The 16,569-nt window shown below is 58.2% G+C and carries 19 protein-coding genes; 8 read left to right on the top strand and 11 right to left on the bottom strand.

Features of this window, described 5'->3' with window-relative positions:
• Positions 1-900: a bestrophin family protein gene (locus tag AC1D2P_RS01500; RefSeq protein WP_477757854.1), complete on the bottom strand. Its 900-nt coding sequence runs from the start codon at positions 898-900 to the stop codon at positions 1-3.
• A gap of 113 nt (positions 901-1,013) precedes the next feature.
• Positions 1,014-1,802, bottom strand: coding sequence for an alpha/beta hydrolase (locus tag AC1D2P_RS01495; RefSeq protein WP_477757853.1), 789 nt, complete (start codon positions 1,800-1,802; stop codon positions 1,014-1,016).
• Between the two features lie 133 nt (positions 1,803-1,935).
• Here AC1D2P_RS01495 and AC1D2P_RS01490 point away from each other — a divergent pair, with 133 nt between their 5' ends.
• Positions 1,936-2,880, top strand: a complete 945-nt coding sequence (locus AC1D2P_RS01490; RefSeq protein ID WP_477757852.1) for an aldo/keto reductase — start codon at positions 1,936-1,938, stop codon at positions 2,878-2,880.
• On the opposite strand, the gene AC1D2P_RS01485 is transcribed toward AC1D2P_RS01490, so the two are convergent.
• Complete coding sequence (locus tag AC1D2P_RS01485) at positions 2,877-3,545, bottom strand: glutathione S-transferase family protein (protein ID WP_258666146.1); 669 nt, start codon at positions 3,543-3,545, stop codon at positions 2,877-2,879. The genes AC1D2P_RS01490 and AC1D2P_RS01485 overlap by 4 nt on opposite strands.
• A 137-nt stretch (positions 3,546-3,682) precedes the next feature.
• Between AC1D2P_RS01485 and AC1D2P_RS01480 the strand changes: the two genes are divergently transcribed.
• Positions 3,683-4,054 (top strand): nuclear transport factor 2 family protein, encoded by a 372-nt coding sequence (locus AC1D2P_RS01480; protein ID WP_109786235.1) that lies wholly within the window; start codon positions 3,683-3,685, stop codon positions 4,052-4,054.
• Positions 4,055-4,090: 36 nt separating this feature from the next.
• Here the strand turns inward: AC1D2P_RS01480 and AC1D2P_RS01475 are convergent, their stop codons facing one another.
• Positions 4,091-5,482 carry an aldehyde dehydrogenase family protein gene (locus AC1D2P_RS01475; RefSeq protein ID WP_109786234.1) on the bottom strand — a complete coding sequence of 464 codons (1,392 nt, stop codon included), beginning with the start codon at positions 5,480-5,482 and terminating at the stop codon, positions 4,091-4,093.
• Between the two features lie 100 nt (positions 5,483-5,582).
• On the opposite strand from AC1D2P_RS01475, the gene ptrR reads away from it, so the two are divergent.
• Positions 5,583-6,461, top strand: coding sequence for a putrescine utilization regulator PtrR (gene ptrR / locus AC1D2P_RS01470; RefSeq protein ID WP_046030266.1), 879 nt, complete (start codon positions 5,583-5,585; stop codon positions 6,459-6,461).
• Between the two features lie 22 nt (positions 6,462-6,483).
• Here the strand turns inward: ptrR and AC1D2P_RS01465 are convergent, their stop codons facing one another.
• Positions 6,484-7,395 (bottom strand): LysR family transcriptional regulator, encoded by a 912-nt coding sequence (locus AC1D2P_RS01465; RefSeq protein ID WP_077431966.1) that lies wholly within the window; start codon positions 7,393-7,395, stop codon positions 6,484-6,486.
• A gap of 146 nt (positions 7,396-7,541) precedes the next feature.
• Between AC1D2P_RS01465 and AC1D2P_RS01460 the strand changes: the two genes are divergently transcribed.
• Both AC1D2P_RS01460 and AC1D2P_RS01455 read left to right on the top strand, forming a co-directional pair.
• Entirely contained in the window at positions 7,542-8,843 is a 1,302-nt protein-coding gene (locus AC1D2P_RS01460; protein ID WP_258666141.1) for an NAD(P)/FAD-dependent oxidoreductase, read from the top strand.
• A 39-nt stretch (positions 8,844-8,882) separates the two neighbouring features.
• Positions 8,883-9,971, top strand: a complete 1,089-nt coding sequence (locus AC1D2P_RS01455; RefSeq protein WP_477757851.1) for a polyamine ABC transporter substrate-binding protein — start codon at positions 8,883-8,885, stop codon at positions 9,969-9,971.
• 39 nt (positions 9,972-10,010) lie between these two features.
• Here AC1D2P_RS01455 and msrA read toward each other — a convergent pair whose 3' ends face one another.
• The 6 genes from msrA to AC1D2P_RS01425 form a co-directional block, all read right to left on the bottom strand.
• Positions 10,011-10,520 carry a peptide-methionine (S)-S-oxide reductase MsrA gene (msrA, locus tag AC1D2P_RS01450; protein ID WP_477757850.1) on the bottom strand — a complete coding sequence of 170 codons (510 nt, stop codon included), beginning with the start codon at positions 10,518-10,520 and terminating at the stop codon, positions 10,011-10,013.
• Positions 10,521-10,559: 39 nt separating this feature from the next.
• The gene (locus AC1D2P_RS01445) at positions 10,560-11,012 is read right to left on the bottom strand and encodes an Ohr family peroxiredoxin (RefSeq protein ID WP_477757849.1); all 453 of its coding nucleotides are present in this window, start codon (positions 11,010-11,012) and stop codon (positions 10,560-10,562) included.
• 84 nt (positions 11,013-11,096) lie between these two features.
• On the bottom strand, positions 11,097-11,549 hold the full coding sequence (locus AC1D2P_RS01440) for an Ohr family peroxiredoxin (RefSeq protein WP_477811289.1): 453 nt from the start codon (positions 11,547-11,549) through the stop codon (positions 11,097-11,099).
• A gap of 526 nt (positions 11,550-12,075) precedes the next feature.
• Positions 12,076-12,495, bottom strand: a complete 420-nt coding sequence (locus tag AC1D2P_RS01435; RefSeq protein WP_077431970.1) for an organic hydroperoxide resistance protein — start codon at positions 12,493-12,495, stop codon at positions 12,076-12,078.
• Between the two features lie 214 nt (positions 12,496-12,709).
• Complete coding sequence (locus AC1D2P_RS01430; protein WP_477757848.1) at positions 12,710-13,102, bottom strand: DUF6124 family protein; 393 nt, start codon at positions 13,100-13,102, stop codon at positions 12,710-12,712.
• Positions 13,103-13,638: 536 nt separating this feature from the next.
• Positions 13,639-13,911 carry a hypothetical protein gene (locus AC1D2P_RS01425; protein ID WP_109786228.1) on the bottom strand — a complete coding sequence of 91 codons (273 nt, stop codon included), beginning with the start codon at positions 13,909-13,911 and terminating at the stop codon, positions 13,639-13,641.
• A 397-nt stretch (positions 13,912-14,308) separates the two neighbouring features.
• On the opposite strand from AC1D2P_RS01425, the gene AC1D2P_RS01420 reads away from it, so the two are divergent.
• From AC1D2P_RS01420 to AC1D2P_RS01410, 3 genes are all read left to right on the top strand, one after another.
• Complete coding sequence (locus AC1D2P_RS01420) at positions 14,309-15,085, top strand: transporter substrate-binding domain-containing protein (RefSeq protein WP_109786227.1); 777 nt, start codon at positions 14,309-14,311, stop codon at positions 15,083-15,085.
• 64 nt (positions 15,086-15,149) lie between these two features.
• Positions 15,150-15,827, top strand: coding sequence for an amino acid ABC transporter permease (locus AC1D2P_RS01415; RefSeq protein WP_027923846.1), 678 nt, complete (start codon positions 15,150-15,152; stop codon positions 15,825-15,827).
• Positions 15,824-16,558 (top strand): amino acid ABC transporter ATP-binding protein, encoded by a 735-nt coding sequence (locus AC1D2P_RS01410; RefSeq protein ID WP_109786226.1) that lies wholly within the window; start codon positions 15,824-15,826, stop codon positions 16,556-16,558. Before AC1D2P_RS01415 ends, AC1D2P_RS01410 begins: the two co-directional genes overlap by 4 nt.
• The last annotated feature ends 11 nt before the right edge of the window (positions 16,559-16,569 follow it).

Below are 16,569 nucleotides of genomic sequence, written 5' to 3'. Positions count from 1 at the left end.
TCAGCTCAACATAAAGTCCACCGGCGCCAGCACCGGAGGCAGTTGTGTTTGCCCCATGGCGGTGAGAGTTTCGCGCTCGATGGTGCGCACGATCGCGTCGAGGGGCAGATCGTTTTCGTCGCGACCAAACGGGTCCTCCAGTTCATCGCCAATCGCGTCCAGACCGAAAAAGGTGTAGCTGACAATCGCCGTGAAAATCGGGGTCATCCAGCCCAGCGGCTCGGCCATTGCGAAGGGCAGCAGGAAGCAGAAGAGGTAGCTGGTTCGGTGCAGCAACAAGGTGTAGGCAAACGGCAGCGGCGTGTGTTTGATCCGCTCGCAGGCGGCTTGCGCCTGGGTCAGGTGCGCCAAGTGGCTGGCCATGATCGTGTAGCGCCATTCGTTGATCACCTCTGACTCGCTGAGTGCCGAACACTGCTGCGCGACGTTCAGCAAAATGCTCCCGGTGAAGTCGGGCGAGTGGTCATTGGGGATCGGCTCGAGCCAGCGGGCACTCGCCTCCTGTTCGTTTTCCTGGCGAAGTTTTGCGTTGAGCGCGTGGGCGAACCCGCACAGCTGACTCAACAGGGCGTTGCGCGTATTGGCGTCCTTGATGATCGCGGTTTCACGAATCATCGAACGAATCGCGACCATCACATCGCCCCAGGCTTTGCGGCCTTCATACCAGCGGTCATAACAGGCGTTGTTGCGAAAACTCATGAAGATCGACAGCGACAGGCCCAGCAGGGTGAACGGCGTTGCGCTGACTTTGGAAAAGTAGCTGGGGTGCCACGTCTCGACGAGCACGATGACTGACGCCAGCAGCATCACCATCAGGCTGCGCAAGGCAATCCGTTTGGCGATGGAGCCCTTGGTGGCGCTCAGGATATTGATGAAGTTCGGTTTGGGTCTGACGATCATCGTGTTCTGCCTTCAGGTGTATCGCGTCGCGCGCAGGCTAAGAGCTTGAGGGCGGCGAGTCCAATCACTCTCTGTGACCGGCTGATCGATGCTGTCTATGAGCGCGCTATTTTTCATAATCCAACGCCCATGAGCTTCAGGTAGTCGGGACTGTCGGAAATCGAGTTATGGCCGACGCCCGGGATCACCTTCAGCGTGGCCACGCCGGGCGCGAAATGGCGGTAGAGCCGCTCGGTACTTGTGCGAGGAATAACCTCGTCGTGCTCGGCCTCGATCATCAGCGTCGGCACCGTGATGTGGGCCGCGTATCGCCATGATTCAAATCGATCCTTGAGCAGCCACCGCACCGGAAACCAGCGAAACCGTTGTGCCGCCAGGCCTTCGAGGCTGTTGTAAGGCGTAATCAAAATCAGCCGCGAGGCCGGGCGCTGGCTGGCCAGGCGCACGGCAACGCCTGAGCCGAGGCTGCGCCCTACAATTGCGATCTGTGGATGGCTGTCGTAGACCCTGTCAAACAACGTCAGGGCATCGCGCGCGAGGGCTTCTTCGGACGGCGACCCCGTGCTGCCGCCAAACCCTCGATAGTGCATCAAGTACAGCGCGTGCTCGGGGAACGCCTGAGAAAACGCCGGCAAATTGCGTGATACATCCTCGGCATTGCCACCCAAGTAGATCAACGCCTTCGGGCCGGCATGCGGGCGAACAGACACCTGAATGTGCGCGTCGTCGACGGTCAGCGTCAGTAGCGAGGCGGGCGTTTCGAGGGCGGCCGGCTGCGGGAAGTAGATCAAGGCGCGCTGAAATACGAACAACGCCGCACACAGCGCCAGGTACAACGCGGCAATGATGACGACGAGAAGCGCCAGGGTTCGAAACATTCGACTAACTTTAGTGGACGGCATGGACGGCTCTGGGGCAGAAAACCGCGGACAGGTGATCGGTGTCAGAGTCTAGTCCACTGGCAGCAGGGCGCGCCGGGTCTGGCCACGCCCCGGGCGACCAGGGCAAACGGGATGGCGCCGGACGGGCAATACGATGAGCGGCACTGATGGATACACGCGTCGACAATTACTCACGCTGGCTGCCGGCGCTTCGGCGGTGCTCACCTTCGATCGGGCCTTGGCCGCATCTGCACCGTCGACGGACACAGGAGGCAAGACCATGCTGACCCGCGCCATCCCCTCCAGCGCCGAGCTATTGCCCATTGTCGGGCTAGGCACCTATCGCGGCTTCGATGTCGAGCCGGCCAGCCCCGCCTATAAACAACTGCCAGAGGTGCTCAGTGCGTTGTTCAAAAAAGGCGGGACGGTCATCGACAGTTCGCCCATGTATGGCCGCGCCGAACAGACCACCGGTGAGTTGCTGTCTATTCACGAACCTCGCTCGCCGGCCTTTCTGGCCACCAAGGTGTGGACTCAGGGACGCGAAGAAGGCATCGCGCAAATGGAGCGGTCTTTCAAACTGCTGCAAACCGACCGCATCGACCTGATGCAGATCCACAACCTGCTGGACTGGCAAACCCATTTGCCGACCTTGCGTCAATGGAAGGAACAAGGGCGCATTCGCTACATCGGCATCACCCATTACACGGCGTCGGCCTATGAAGAAGTAGAAGCGCTGCTCAAGGCCGAGCCGCTGGATTTTTTGCAGATCAATTACGCACTGGATGATCGCACTGTCGAAAAACGCATCCTGCCGCTGTGCCGCGAACGAGGCGTGGCGGTGATCTGCAACCGGCCCTTCGGGGGCGGCGGTTTACTCGAGCGATTGAAGGGCAAGCCGTTACCCGGGTGGGCCGCACAAGTGGGGGTGACCAGTTGGGCGCAACTGGCATTGAAGTTCTTGTTGTCACATTCGGCGGTGACCTGTGTGATCCCCGGCACCGGTAATCCGCGTTACATGGCGGACAACGCCGGTGCCGGTTTCGGGCCGATGCTCACCGGCGCACAGCGCGAGCAATTGATCGATATCGTGGGTTAGGTGCGCTGGCGAAACCGCTGCGGGATGTCCTGCGCAAACGGAAAGAGTGAAAAGTACGGCCGCGCTTCGTCGATCACCCGTTGCACGGACGGTCTGTTCATCAGCCGATCAAAATAAGCGTTCAGGTGAGTGTGATCATCAGGGAACGGCTCAAGCGTACTGGCATAAAAAAGCGCCGGGGCCGCCGCGCAATCGGCCAGGCTGAACTCCGGGCTGGCCAGCCAGGTGCGATTCTCCAGTTGCCGGTCGAGCATGCCGTACACGGTCTGAAGTGTGGAGCGCTGTCGGGTCAGGTCACCCTCAGTTGCGAGAATGCGATCGAGAACAATCTGTTGCAGCGGTGTCTGCAGGTAGTTATCGCAGACACGGTCCCACTGGCGCACCTCCAGCGCAGTGTCCCAGTCGGCGGGAATCAGCAGGTGGTGCCCAGCAAAATACCGATCCAGGTACTCGATGATAATCGTGGACTCAGCCACGTTACGCTGGCCTGCGTGGTCGCAGATGACTGGGAATTTGCCCAGTGGCCAGAGCGCCAGCAACTGTGCTTTCTCGCCGGCGTTGCCCAGATCAATGAGCCGTCCCTCGAAATCGATAGCGTGTTCATAGAGCGCGATTAGCACCTTATGGCAGTACGACGACAGCGGATGGTAATAAAGCGTCAGCATATTCGGGCTCCTGCGGGGGAGTGATCTTTACCAGCATAGTCGTCGTGCGCGGCGGTTCGAAATGCGGTGCTAGACTTTTCAGGTTGGATCGATCAATTCCACCGGCAACGCGAGGACGAGAAGGCTGGAGGTATGACATGACTGTTCAATCGCTGGATAGAGAACACATCAGCGTTGTGGTTCGCAATTATGTAGAGGGCATGGTTTTCGCCGACGAAGTACTGCTACGGCATGCGTTTCATCCCGCTTGTCGCATCATCGGTCATTACCATGGAGAGCTGGAGTGGGCATCGCTGGATGACTTTATCAGCGCGATCAAGGCTGAGGGGCCTGCGGCCAAAGGGATTGAGCCGTATTGGGACACAAAAAGCGTCGATATCACAGGGGATGCCGCCGCCGTCAAAGTGATCGATGACTACGCCGGCATGCGCTTCACGGATTATCTGTCGTTACTGAAAATCAATGAGCGCTGGATGATTGTGAACAAGCTCTATTATTTCAACGAATAAAAAAGCAGTGCCTGGGAAACCAGGCACTGCGTGCACTCAGCGGCGATCCAGCCACACCGTCTGCGCATTACAGAACTCGCGTACGCCGAAATGCGAGAGCTCGCGGCCAAACCCGCTTTTCTTCACGCCACCGAAGGTCACGCGCGGGTCGGAAGCGCTGTAGCCATTGATGAATACGCCACCGGTTTCCAGTTCGCCGGACATCTGTTGGGCGAGTTCGACGTTGCCCGTGAAAATGGTTGCCGCCAGGCCGAACTCGCTGTCATTGGCCAGTTCCAGTGCGTGTGCTGCATCGCGCGCGGTGATGATCGACGCCACCGGGCCAAACAACTCCTGTTTGAATGACGTCATCTGATCGGTGACGTTGGCGAACACCGTCGGCTCGTAGAAGTTACCCGGGCCTTCGGCCTTCTTGCCGCCCAGCAGCAATGTCGCGCCTTCTTCCAGGGTGGCGCGCACTTGTTGATCCAGTTCATCACGCAGATCAAAACGGGCCATCGGGCCGATGTAGGTGCTGGTGAGCAATGGATCGCCAACCACCAGCTTGCGCGTGGCTTCGACGAACTTGCTGGTGAACGCCTCGACAACGCCTTGCTCGACGATCAAGCGCTTGGCCGCCGCGCAGACTTGCCCGGTGTTCTGGTAGCGACCGATCACGGCGGCTTTGACCGCTTCATCGAGGTCGGCATCGTTGAGCACGATGAAGGGGTCGGAACCGCCCAGTTCCAGCACGCATTTCTTCAACGCTGCGCCTGCCTGAGCGCCGATGGCCATGCCGGCGCGTACGCTACCGGTGAGGGTCACGGCGGCGATGCGAGGATCGGCAATCGCCGTGGAAACGCCTTCTGGCGTGACGTTCAGCACTTCGAAAACACCTTCCGGGAAACCGGCAGTCTTGAAGGCTTCCAGCAGCAAGTAAGCGCTGCCCATCACGTTGGGCGCATGCTTGAGCACGTAGGTGTTGCCGGCGATCAGGGTCGGAACGGCGCCGCGCAGCACCTGCCAGATCGGGAAGTTCCACGGCATCACGGCCAGAATCGGCCCGAGCGGGCGGTATTCGATGCGTGCTTTGCCGCCTTCAACCAGCGTCGTTTCGGCGTTGAGCATGGCCGGGCCGTGTTCGGCGTACCACTCGCACAGTTGTGCGCACTTTTCGATTTCACCGCGCGCCTGGGTGATTGGCTTGCCCATTTCCAGGGTAATCATGCTGGCCATTTTATCGGCGCTGTCGCGCAGGGCCTTGGCCAGGGCGATCAACAACTGCGAGCGTTGCTCAACAGCAGTTTTGCGCCAGACGCGGAACCCGCCAGCCGCCCGTGCCAGAGCCGCTTGCAGTGCCGAGTCGGATTCAAAAGGGTAGTGGCCGATCTGTTCGCCGTTGAGCGGGTTGATCGAAATGGCGTGGGTAAGGCTGGAAACTTGCGTCATGGCACCGTCCTGCTAGGTGGGAATGTGCGCAGGTTACGGTGGTGTTAAATTTCTGGAAACTGAATAATACTGAGCATAACGTTCACGTTTGGAGAATGACTTGGATCTGGTTCAGTTGGAAATTTTCAAGGCCGTTGCCGAGCACGGCAGCATCAGCGTCGCCGCGCAGCACATCCACCGAGTGCCCTCCAACCTGACGACGCGGATCAAGCAGTTGGAGCAGGACCTGGGCGTGGACCTGTTTATCCGCGAGAAAAGCCGCCTGCGTTTGTCGCCGGCCGGCTGGAGTTTTCTCGACTATGCCCGGCGCATCCTCGACCTGGTCCAGGAAGCCCGCGCCACCGTGGCAGGCGAAGAACCACAAGGTTCATTCCCCTTGGGTTCACTGGAAAGTACGGCGGCGGTGCGCATTCCCGAGCTGCTGGCGGCCTATAACCAGAAACACGCCAAGGTTGAACTGGACCTGTCCACCGGCCCCTCGGGGACCATGATCGATGGGGTGCTGTCGGGCCGGCTGGCCGCCGCGTTTGTCGATGGGCCGGTGTTGCACCCGGCACTGGAAGGCGTACCGGCGTTTGAAGAAGAGATGGTGCTGATCGCGCCGCTCCACCATTCACCGATTTATCGCGCGCAGGATGTGAACGGCGAAAACATCTACGCCTTCCGCTCCAATTGCTCGTACCGGCACCACTTCGAAAGCTGGTTCACCAAGGACGCGGCGGTGCCGGGCAAGATCTTCGAAATGGAGTCCTATCACGGCATGCTCGCGTGCGTCAGCGCCGGTGCGGGCCTGGCGCTGATGCCGCGCAGCATGCTCGAAAGCATGCCGGGTTGCACCACGGTGAGTATCTGGCCGCTGTCGGAGTCTTTCCGCTATTTGCGCACCTGGCTGGTATGGCGCCGGGGCACGGTGTCGCAGAGCCTGACCATGTTTGTGCGTTTGCTGGAAGAACGTGGGGTGGTACAGCAACAAACTTGAAACCACCCCATAACCCTGTGGGTCAGAAGGGCTTGTTGGCACTCACCAGCCCCTCGGCCTGCCCGGCAAACCACTGCATGATCAGCGCGCACGCCGGATGGGACGCCGCCGAGGGTTGCAGGCACAACGAATACAGCCCTCGGGTCTTCAACGGGGCGCCGAACGGGACGACGAGCACACCACGCTCGATCGATTCCTGGGCCAGGGTCATGTCGGTCATCGCCACGCCCAGACCCCGTGCCGCAGCATCCAGCGCCAACTCGTCGAGGTTGAAGGGAATGTGCCGATAGTCCTCCAGCGACTTGCCGCCATTGGCCGCCAGCCAATCGATCCACGCTTGTTTGTCGGCCGAACGATGCAGCAGGGCAAACCCGCTCAGGTCGTCCATCGACGCCAGCGGCCGGGTAGCGCTGGCAAGGCCGGGGGCGCACACCGGAATCAGCGCTTCTTCGAACAGGGTCAGGCACGCAGGATCGCTGGACGGCTCGGGCAGGTAGAGGATGTAGGCATCGCTGTCGCTGGCCGGCTCGACAATTTCGGTCGCCACGGTCTCGATCGACAGGGAAACGTCCGGGTGATTTCGATAGAAGTCGCTCAGTTTCGGCAACAACCAGCGTACCGCCAGTGAAACATGCATGCGGATACGGAACGGGCGTTTTTGCGGGGAGAGGCGGTCTTCGAGGGTTTTCAGTTGCTCAAGGATACTGCGCGCGCTGGTCAGCACCAGTTCGCCCTCCGGCGTCAGTCGAAGGCTGCGGCTGCTGCGCACAAACAGCGGCACGCCGAAGTGACTCTCCAGTTGCTGGATTTGTCGGCTGACGGCGCTTTGGGTCAGGCAGAGCGTGTTCGCGGCTTGCGTGAAGCTACCGGCATCAGCGACTTCCACCAGCGCCTGCAAGGCCTGCAGGTTGGGCACGTGGCGAATTTTATCCATGCGTTTTCAGAATGGCTCAATGATTTTATAACGTTGGTTGTATCACCGAAGACCTAATAGATTCTAGCCCTGACGGCTGCCATCACTTATCGCCTATGCGATTCACGCATGAGCAGGCCGGGAATAAGAGTCTAGGCAGGTGACGCATGAAAAATGAATGTGGCTGGATCGCGCAAGCTCAAAGCGCTCCAGTACGTGATCGTCTGAAAGGGCCGCAAACAGCCAATTGGCTGGTGATCGGCGGCGGCATTACCGGCTTGAGCGCCGCCCACGCCCTCGCGCAATTGCACCCTCAGGCGCGCATCGTGGTGGTCGACCGCCAGCGCGCTGCGCAAGGTGCTTCGGCGCGCAATTCCGGTTTTGTGGTGGCCCATGAACACCCGGGCACCGATGAGTTGATCGACAGCCCCGGGTTCGCCGGGTTTGAGGTGGACACCACCATTTCACGTGCGGCCAATGCCGAAGTGCACGCGATGATTCTGCGTCACGGCATCCAGTGTGAGTTTCGCGATTCGGGCTACTACTTTGCCGTCAGCGATGCCCGCAAATTGACCGACGTCGAGGCCAAGTTGCAAACGCTGCGGGCACTCGGGGCAACTGCGCAGTATCTGGAAGGTGAACAACTGGCGCAGAAACTCGGCACCGGGCATTACCGCGCCGCAATCTGGTGCGGCAAGGGCAATGCGCTGCTGCAACCGGCCAAATACGTGCAAGGCTTGCTCGATGCGCTGCCGGAACGTGTGACCGTCTACGAAAACACCGACATCACCGGTCTTGAGCGCCTGGCAAAAGGGCGTCTGCGGGCCAACGGCATCGAGGGCAGCATCGAGGCGAAGCAAGTGCTGGTGTGCCTGAACGCCTTCGTGCCTCGCGCCGGTATTCAGGGCAGCGGAACCTTTGCCATGGAACTCAGCGCCAGTCTCACACGACCATTAAGCGACGAAGAGTTTCGCAACATGGGCAGCGTGGAACCGTGGGGCGTTTTGTCGACCCGGCCGCTCGGCGCCACGGTACGGCTGACTCCTGATCGTCGAGTCATGATCCGCAACACCGCGGAATACCGTTCCCGGGATTTGTCCGCCAGCGAACTGTCGATCCGTCGCCAGCACCATGTGCTCGGCTTGCAACGGCGTTTCCCTTGGCTGGGCGAGCAAGACATCCAATACACCTGGACCGGACACCTGAGCGCCTCGCGCTCCGGGCAGCCGTATTTTTCGCAGGTGCAAGAGGGCGTGTACGCCGTGGCCGGCTGCAACGGTTCCGGCGTGGCGCGCGGCACGTTGTGGGGGCGGTTGCTCGCGGAACTGGCCTCAGGCATTGACTCGCCAATGCTCGATTCGGTGATGCAGCGCGCACAGCCGGGCTGGCTGCCGCCGCGACCGTTGCTCGACATCGGTGCCATGCTTCGGATGCGCGTAGAGGCCATTCGGGCAAAGACAGAATTCTAGAAACCCGGTTATCACAAAAGAACAAAAAGGTGATTGAACATGCGCGTTAACACGATTTCCCTGATGGTCTTGCTCTCGACGGTGTCGGCAGTCAGCTATGCCGAAGAACAGGTCAACATTTCCAACTGGAATGGCTACATTGCCGATGACACCCTGGTCAACTTCACCAAGGAAACCGGGATCAAGGCCACTTACGATATTCACGACAGCAACGAAGTCCTGGAATCGAAGTTGATGACCGGCAACACCGGTTATGACGTAGTCAGCCCGTCGAACCACTTTCTCTCCCGCTTGATCAAGGCCGGGGCGATCCAGAAGCTCGACAAGAGCCAGCTGCCCAACTGGAAGAACCTCGATCCGGCGTTGATGAAAAAACTCGAGGTCAACGACCCGGGCAACCAGTACGGCTATCCGTACATGTGGGGCACGGCGGGTATTGGCTACAACGTCGAGAAGATCAAGGCGATCTTCGGCAACACCGACATCACCCACTCCTGGAAAATGTTTTTTGATGAAGACAACATCAAAAAGTTGAGTGCATGTGGGGTGGCGATTATCGATAACCCGACGCAAGTCCTGCCAATCACCCTCAATTACCTCGGCCTGCCACCGCACAGTCACGAACCGGCGGACTACAAAAAAGCCGAGCAGGCGTTATTCAAAATCAGGCCCTACGTGCAGTACTTCCATGCCTCCAAGTACATCAGCGACCTGGCTAACGGCAATGTCTGCGCGGTGATCGGGTTCAATGGCGACGTTGTGCAAGCCGCCGCGAGTGCCAAGGAAGCCAACAACGGCATCGACATCGCTTACTCGATTCCCGACGAAGGTTCGACGCTGTGGTTCGACATGGTGGTCATGCCCAAGAGCGCGCCTCACGAGAAGAACGGCTACACCTACATGAACTACCTGCTGACGCCGCAAGTGATTGCCAACATCAGCAACAGCATCCATTACGCCAACCCTAACAGTGCGGCTGATGCGTACGTCGTGCCGGCCGTGAAGCAGGACCTGGCGATTTACCCGCCAAAAAGTGTGCTGGATAAACTGTTCACCGTAGAAGAACTACCGGCTGCCATTGCACGGTTGAGTATCCGGTTGTGGACCAAGTTGAAGACCAATACCTGATGAACGTTGGGTCCCGTTGCCGGGACCCAAGTCATTGATTCAGAGTGCACGTTTAGGCAGTTTCCAGTTCGGCCGAATGAAATGGCAGGTGTAACCATTGGGCACTTTTTCAAGGTAATCCTGATGCTCCGGCTCGGCTTGCCAGAACGGACCAGCGGGAACGATCTCCGTCACCACTTTGCCAGGCCACAGACCTGAGGCATCGACGTCGGCCGCAGTGTCTTCGGCGACGTCGCGTTGCTCCTCACTGAGATAGAAGATCGCCGAACGGTAGCTGAGCCCAACATCGTTGCCCTGACGATTCGTCGTCGAGGGATCGTGAATCTGGAAGAAAAACTCCAGGATCTGGCGATAGCTGATCACCTGCGGATTGAAGACAATCTCGATCGCTTCCGCATGGGTGCCGTGGTTGCGGTAAGTGGCATTGGCCACATCACCGCCCGAGTAGCCCACGCGGGTAGACAGGATGCCGGGTATTTTTCTGATCAGGTCCTGCATGCCCCAGAAGCAGCCGCCGGCCAGGATGGCGGTTTCGGTTTGCGTGGTCATCGTGCTCACTCCTCAGTAGTAGCCAGTTGGATCAGGTTCTTACGCCGTCAGGACCTTGAGGTCCACATCAATGTTGCCGCGCGTTGCTTTGGAATACGGGCAGATTTGATCGGCAGTGTGCGCCAGTGTCCGTGCAATGTCGTCCGCAAGGCCAGGCACGCGCAGCGTCAATCGCGCCTGGAGGAAATAGTCCTGACCGGTCTGACCGACATCGACTTCGATGTCGACGGACAAATCCCCTGGCAGCACCACGTTCATGTCATTGGCCACCAGCCCGACAGCGGCGGTGTAGCAGGCCGACCATGCGCCGGCGAACAGTTGCTCGGCGGTCGGGTGCGGCTGGGTCGCGGCGAACACGTGTACAGGTGCGGTGTTGCCGGGCGACGAGAGTGCAATGTCGAGGCTGCCGTTATGGCCGCGCGACGTGTGGCCGGTGCTGCTGGCGGTGGTGTGGGTTTTGCCGGTGACCAGGACTTTTTCAATTTTGCTCATGAGGATTCTCTTGAATGTGTTCGGTTTGTTTCGCATGCGTGTTGGTCGCATGCGATATATATGGGGCGTTTATAAGGCCGATCTTCAAGCCGTGAGGACGTTGATGGCCACGTCGATGTTGCCGCGAGTCGCTTTCGAATACGGGCAGATCTGGTCCGCTTCATGGGCCAGTTTGGTCGCAACAGCGTGATCCAGACCGGGTGCGCGCAGTGTCAGGCGGGCTTGCAGGAAGTAGGCGTTACCGGTTTGACCGAGGTCGACTTCGATATCCACCGACACGTCGGACGGCAGTTCGACTTTGTTTTGCTTGGCGGCGAGGCCGACAGCAGCGATGTAGCAGGCCGACCATGCACCGGCGAACAGTTGCTCGGCTTTTGGGTGCGGCTGGGTGGCTTCGAACACGTGTGCAGGCGCGGTGCTGCCTGGCGRTGACAGCTGGATATCGAGGTTGCCGTTATGACCGCGCGAGGTAAAACCAACAGCGCTCAAGGTGGTGTGGGTTTTGCCGGAGGCCAGGACTTTTTCGATTTTGCTCATGGGGTGAATCCTCTACAGTTTGATTGTTGGTCGCATGCGGTTATGTCGTATGCGATGTAATAATAATCCTACAGACCCCAATGAGTGTCAAGGGGGAGAAGGGGGCCTCGGCGACGAGTGGTGCGCAGGTGTGGAGAGGACGGTGTTTTGTAAATGGCGGAAACGAAAAAGCCCGCACGAGGCGGGCTTGGAATTCGAGTAGGTGGCCAGTGCTGGTTTCTGGCTTACAAGGTTTATCAGGACTCTGACAGAACAGTGTTATGTACTTCTGCTTCACACGGCGTAAGGGCTGGATCTCAGCGCGGAGATCTTTCTAACCGTGTACCCTTCGGGACGTGCCCCACGTCTCCTTGCTATCCGCTTGCGCATCAGTCTGCGTCTTCACCTACATAAGTGAGCATAGCAAAGCATCTGCTGTGTAAAGGGCGCTTTTTAGACCGATTTCATCCTGGGAAAAGCGTCACAGGATGGAAAGCTAATATCGGCACAACCTGCCACCAAAGGCAGGCTGGCCGAGGGGTTGCGATCAAATCAGATTGATCTCGACATCGATGTTGCCGCGGGTTGCCTTGGAATACGGGCAGGTCTGGTGGGCCGCGTCCACCACCGCACGAGCGACGGCTGGGTCCAGGCCTGGCAGGCTGACATTCAGACGTGCCTGGAGGAAAAACGCGTTCTCGGTTTTGCCCAGGTCGATCTCGGTATCCACGGCCACGTTGCTCGGCAGGGTCACCTTCAGCGCGACTGCCGCCTTACCCATCGCACCGATGAAACAGGCCGACCAACCCGCTGCCAGCAGTTGTTCCGGATTGGTGCCGCTGCCAGACGAACCGGGCGGGGACAGCTTAATGTCCAGGCGTCCATCCGAACTCTTGGACTGACCGTCGCGGCCGCCAATGGTATGGGTCTTGCCGGTGTAAAGCACAGTCTCGATTTGATTGATCATGGCAGGTTCCTGCTGAGGGTTTGATGGCTTCATCGTTCAGGTCGCAGGGTCATGGACCTCCTGGCGACGTGGCGACTGTTACACCCTCATGTAGTGCCTGTGTGTCGTGAACCGGCCGTTGTGTATCGCTGTGTAAGATCACGGCAGAATCTACAGATTGATACAAATCCGCGCGTTAGCGAGGAGGGCAAGCCCCTCGCTAACGCGCGAGTGCTTACTTGGGCGGAACGAAGTTATCGAGCATTCGATTCACCGCCAATTCCCCCAGCATGATGACCTGCTGCAGCGCCAGCACGGTACTGCGGTGGGTGCCGTCTAACAACGCCGCCACGTTGCTGGCCATGACACTGGCCGATGCCAGGTTCTCGCAGGTTTGAACCAGCAGGGTTTCATGGTCGACATCCGGGGCAATCATATAAATGGTGCTGGGTTTGCGTGGGGTGTCGTTCATGAGTGCCGCCGGGTTGAGGTAGAAATCGAGGGCACGCTCGGCGGCGGCGTGGAGTTTTTTGGAATCGAGGGATGAGTAGGGGGAGGCTGGGTCGGTGTCGGGTGAATCGGTGTCTAGCGATTCGGTGTCTGGTGGATTGGGCGTTACCTTGAACATAGATGAAACTCCATATGGGATTATCGGAGCCATCACCTTCGCTACCAAACGAAAGGTGGTGGCCATACGAAGGTTGGTAGACCGGCCCACATGGAAAATCCGGCGCGCCCGAGGGCGCCCTGCGCATGGCCACCATAAAAACGAATGCCGAAAAAGCATCTGTAAAAGGTGACGTTATGCGACATGTGAAAGACGGGCTACCAAACCCGATCGCTGTTTTTCAGCGACCGGGAAACGATAAAACCCGAGCCATCGACGCACAAGCCGGCGGATTCTGGCTTAGCCGTAGGTAACGGCGCAAGGTTTTGTAGCCTTCGGGAAGTAACTTCGGATGTCTTTAAACAGACGCCGTTAAACGCGTGAACGCCTTCCAGAAATCGAGGAAATGTCTGACATGCTTTTAGGGGAGGCTGGTCGAGTGGTGGTTGGACACGCGGGCTGAATCTCGGCAGTTTCTGACATGTGCAGACAGTCGCCATGTTTCATGGTTACGACCGGCAGAACGACCCAAAGCGGACATCGGCGGGACATTCCGATTAGCTGAATTGACGCTCATACAGGGTGACCTGCTTAGGAAACAGCTCGCCATAGAGCGGATGTGGAATGCCGAAAATGTTCACTTCGATGCACGGCGGCGGGAGCTCTTCGGAGTAATCCAGGATGGCCAAACCCGCACATGGAATGACCAGACCCGCTTCGGTCTGAACAGAAAGATCCAGAACGGTCTGGTCGTGATGGTTCGTGGAGCACTGGTTCTGGATAGCTGCGTACTCATCGGCAGGTTCGAATTGGCCGAAAGCAACGCCCATCGGGGGATCTCCGTAATCGAGCGCCGAGTAGCCCACCAAAACCAATCCGCTATAAATTGAGAATCGCATCATGAGACTGCCTGTTTTTTGTCATGCATTAGACCCAACCGCGGTATATCACTCGGCTAGTCCTTAAGCGAGGGTGAAGCAGTTGAGCGACCGCAATTTGCCGTTTTCTGCCTGCCGCGAAGTCTGCTGCGCGCGGCCACCTTGGTCGGTTCTGACCGTAACCAGCCCTTTGGACGTGACGCTTAAGGAAAACTAAAGATGGCTACGGAGTAAAAAATTCACGGACAAGTGGTGTTGAAATAAATAATTCATTGATTTACTCTCGGTCCCACGTTGTACGAGATCAACCGCTGTTAGCACCTAAAAAAACAAACAATCGGGAGCAAACATGAAAACGAAAGTGATGTTGGGATTGTTCATGACGGCCGCAGTTTCTCTACCAGCCTGGTCCGCTGACTGGACCGTAGGTGCTAACGTTGGCAACGTGCCCTGGGAGTTTCAGGACGCCAAAGGTGAATTTGTCGGCTTCGAAGTCGATGTTGTAAAAGAAGTGGCCAAACGCGCCGGAAAAAGCGTCGAGTTCGTCAATATTCCCTTCAACGGCCTGTTCAGTGCCGTGCAATCCAAACGTGTTGAAATCGCTATCTCATCAATCACTATCACTCCGAAACGTCTGGAGTCGGTAGCCTTTGCGCAGCCTTACTTCGACAGCGACCAGTCGCTCACCGCACTGACCACTTCCAAGGTCAAAAGCCTGGCCGACATGAACGACAAAGTGGTTGGTGTCGACACTGGCTCTACCGGCGACATGTGGATCGGCCAACACAAGGACGAGTACAAGTTCGCCGATGTCTCGCGCTATGAAGGGCTATCGCCGGCCATGCTCGATCTGGCTTCCGGACGAATCGATGGCTACGTCAGCGACATTCCTGCGGTGCTCTACTACATCAAGGACAAACCGCAATATTCCATCGTGGCGCGTATTCCCACCGGTGAACGCTACTCGCTGATGCACGCCAAAGGCTGGGCGATGAGCGATCAGGTCAACGACATCATCAGCAAGATGAAAGAAGACGGCACCTTAGGGAAAATCCACAAAGAGTGGTTCGGCGCTGAAGCCGATAAAGACTCGAGCACCCTGAAAGTGACCGCCGTCCTCAAGTAAGCCCTGCTGCTGATGCATGTAAGTGGCGACGCCTGTTCGCCACTTGTATTGACCGAGGTATCCCATGGATCTTTTGCAGACATTCTTCAACTGGAACGTGCTCGTCGATTCGCTTCCGCTGATGATGCGCGGTTTGGGCGTGACCATTTTGCTTGGGGTGGTGAGCATTGCCCTGGGCCTGGTGGGCGGGCTTTTGCTGGCATTGCTGCGGTTGTACTCCTACGCACCTGTTCGAGCGCTTGCACGTATCTACATCGATATCATGCGCTCTATTCCACTGCTGGTTTTACTGGTACTCATCTATTACGCGCTGCCTTTTGTCGGCATTCGACTGTCGTCTTTTGCGGCCGCTGCCAGTGCGCTCTCGCTGGTCTCATGCGCTTACAGCGCAGAGATTTTTCGTTCGGGCATCGAAGCCATTCCCCGTGGTCAGTTCGAAGCTTCGGCTTCTCAGGGCATGAGTTTTTTCAACACCATGCGCGACGTCGTGTTGCCACAGGCCATCCGCATCGTGATGCCACCCATGACCAGCAATTGCATCAACGTGATGAAAGACACGGCGCTCGCTTCAGTCGTCGCCATGCCTGACTTGCTGAAGCAGGCAACCCAGGCGCAGGCACTGGCTGCTAACCCGACACCGCTGGTAGGGGCTGCCTTGCTGTATCTGTTGCTGCTGTTGCCGCTGGTACAAATGGTCAGCTGGGTTGAGCGTCGTAACGCCTCTGGAGGAAAAACCGCATGAGTACGTTGATCGACATCGAAAATCTCGACAAGTACTACGGCAGCTTCAAGGCGTTAAGCAATATCAATTTGCAGGTTGAAGAGGGTGAAGTGGTGGTCATTCTTGGCCCGTCCGGTTCGGGGAAATCGACCTTGATTCGCTGCATCAATCTGCTTGAAGACTACCAGCAGGGCGATATTCGCGTGGGGGGCGAGCGGGTTGAAAACGGTCCGCGACTGAGCGCCATCCGTAGTGAAGTAGGTATGGTGTTTCAGAGCTTCAACCTCTATCCGCACCTCACTGTTCTCGACAATGTGTCGTTGGCGCCGATCCGGGTGCGCGGCCTGAGTCGGCGTGATGCGCATGCCAGAGCCAAGGAACTATTAGTGAAGGTCGGCATGGGCGATCACGCCCACAAATACCCGAGCCAATTGTCCGGCGGCCAGCAACAACGGGTTGCCATCGCCCGCACCATGGCCATGGAACCTCGCGCGATTCTGTTCGACGAACCGACTTCCGCGCTGGATCCGGAAATGGTTGGCGAGGTACTCGATGTCATGCAAAACCTTGCTCGGTCCGGCGTCACGATGGTCGTGGTCACTCATGAAATGGGCTTTGCCCGTCGGGTCGCCGATCGGGTGATCTTCATGGAAAGCGGACGCATTGTTGAGCAGAACATCCCGGAACCCTTTTTTACCGCACCTCAGGAACCCCGCACGCAAGCGTTCCTGCAGGCTATCTTGCACCACTGAATCAGGCTGGA

The sequence above is a fragment of the Pseudomonas sp. P1_F1_2 genome, assembly GCF_056405815.1.
Note: the sequence above shows the minus strand (reverse complement) of the source record. Positions and strands in the feature narration are given on the sequence as shown.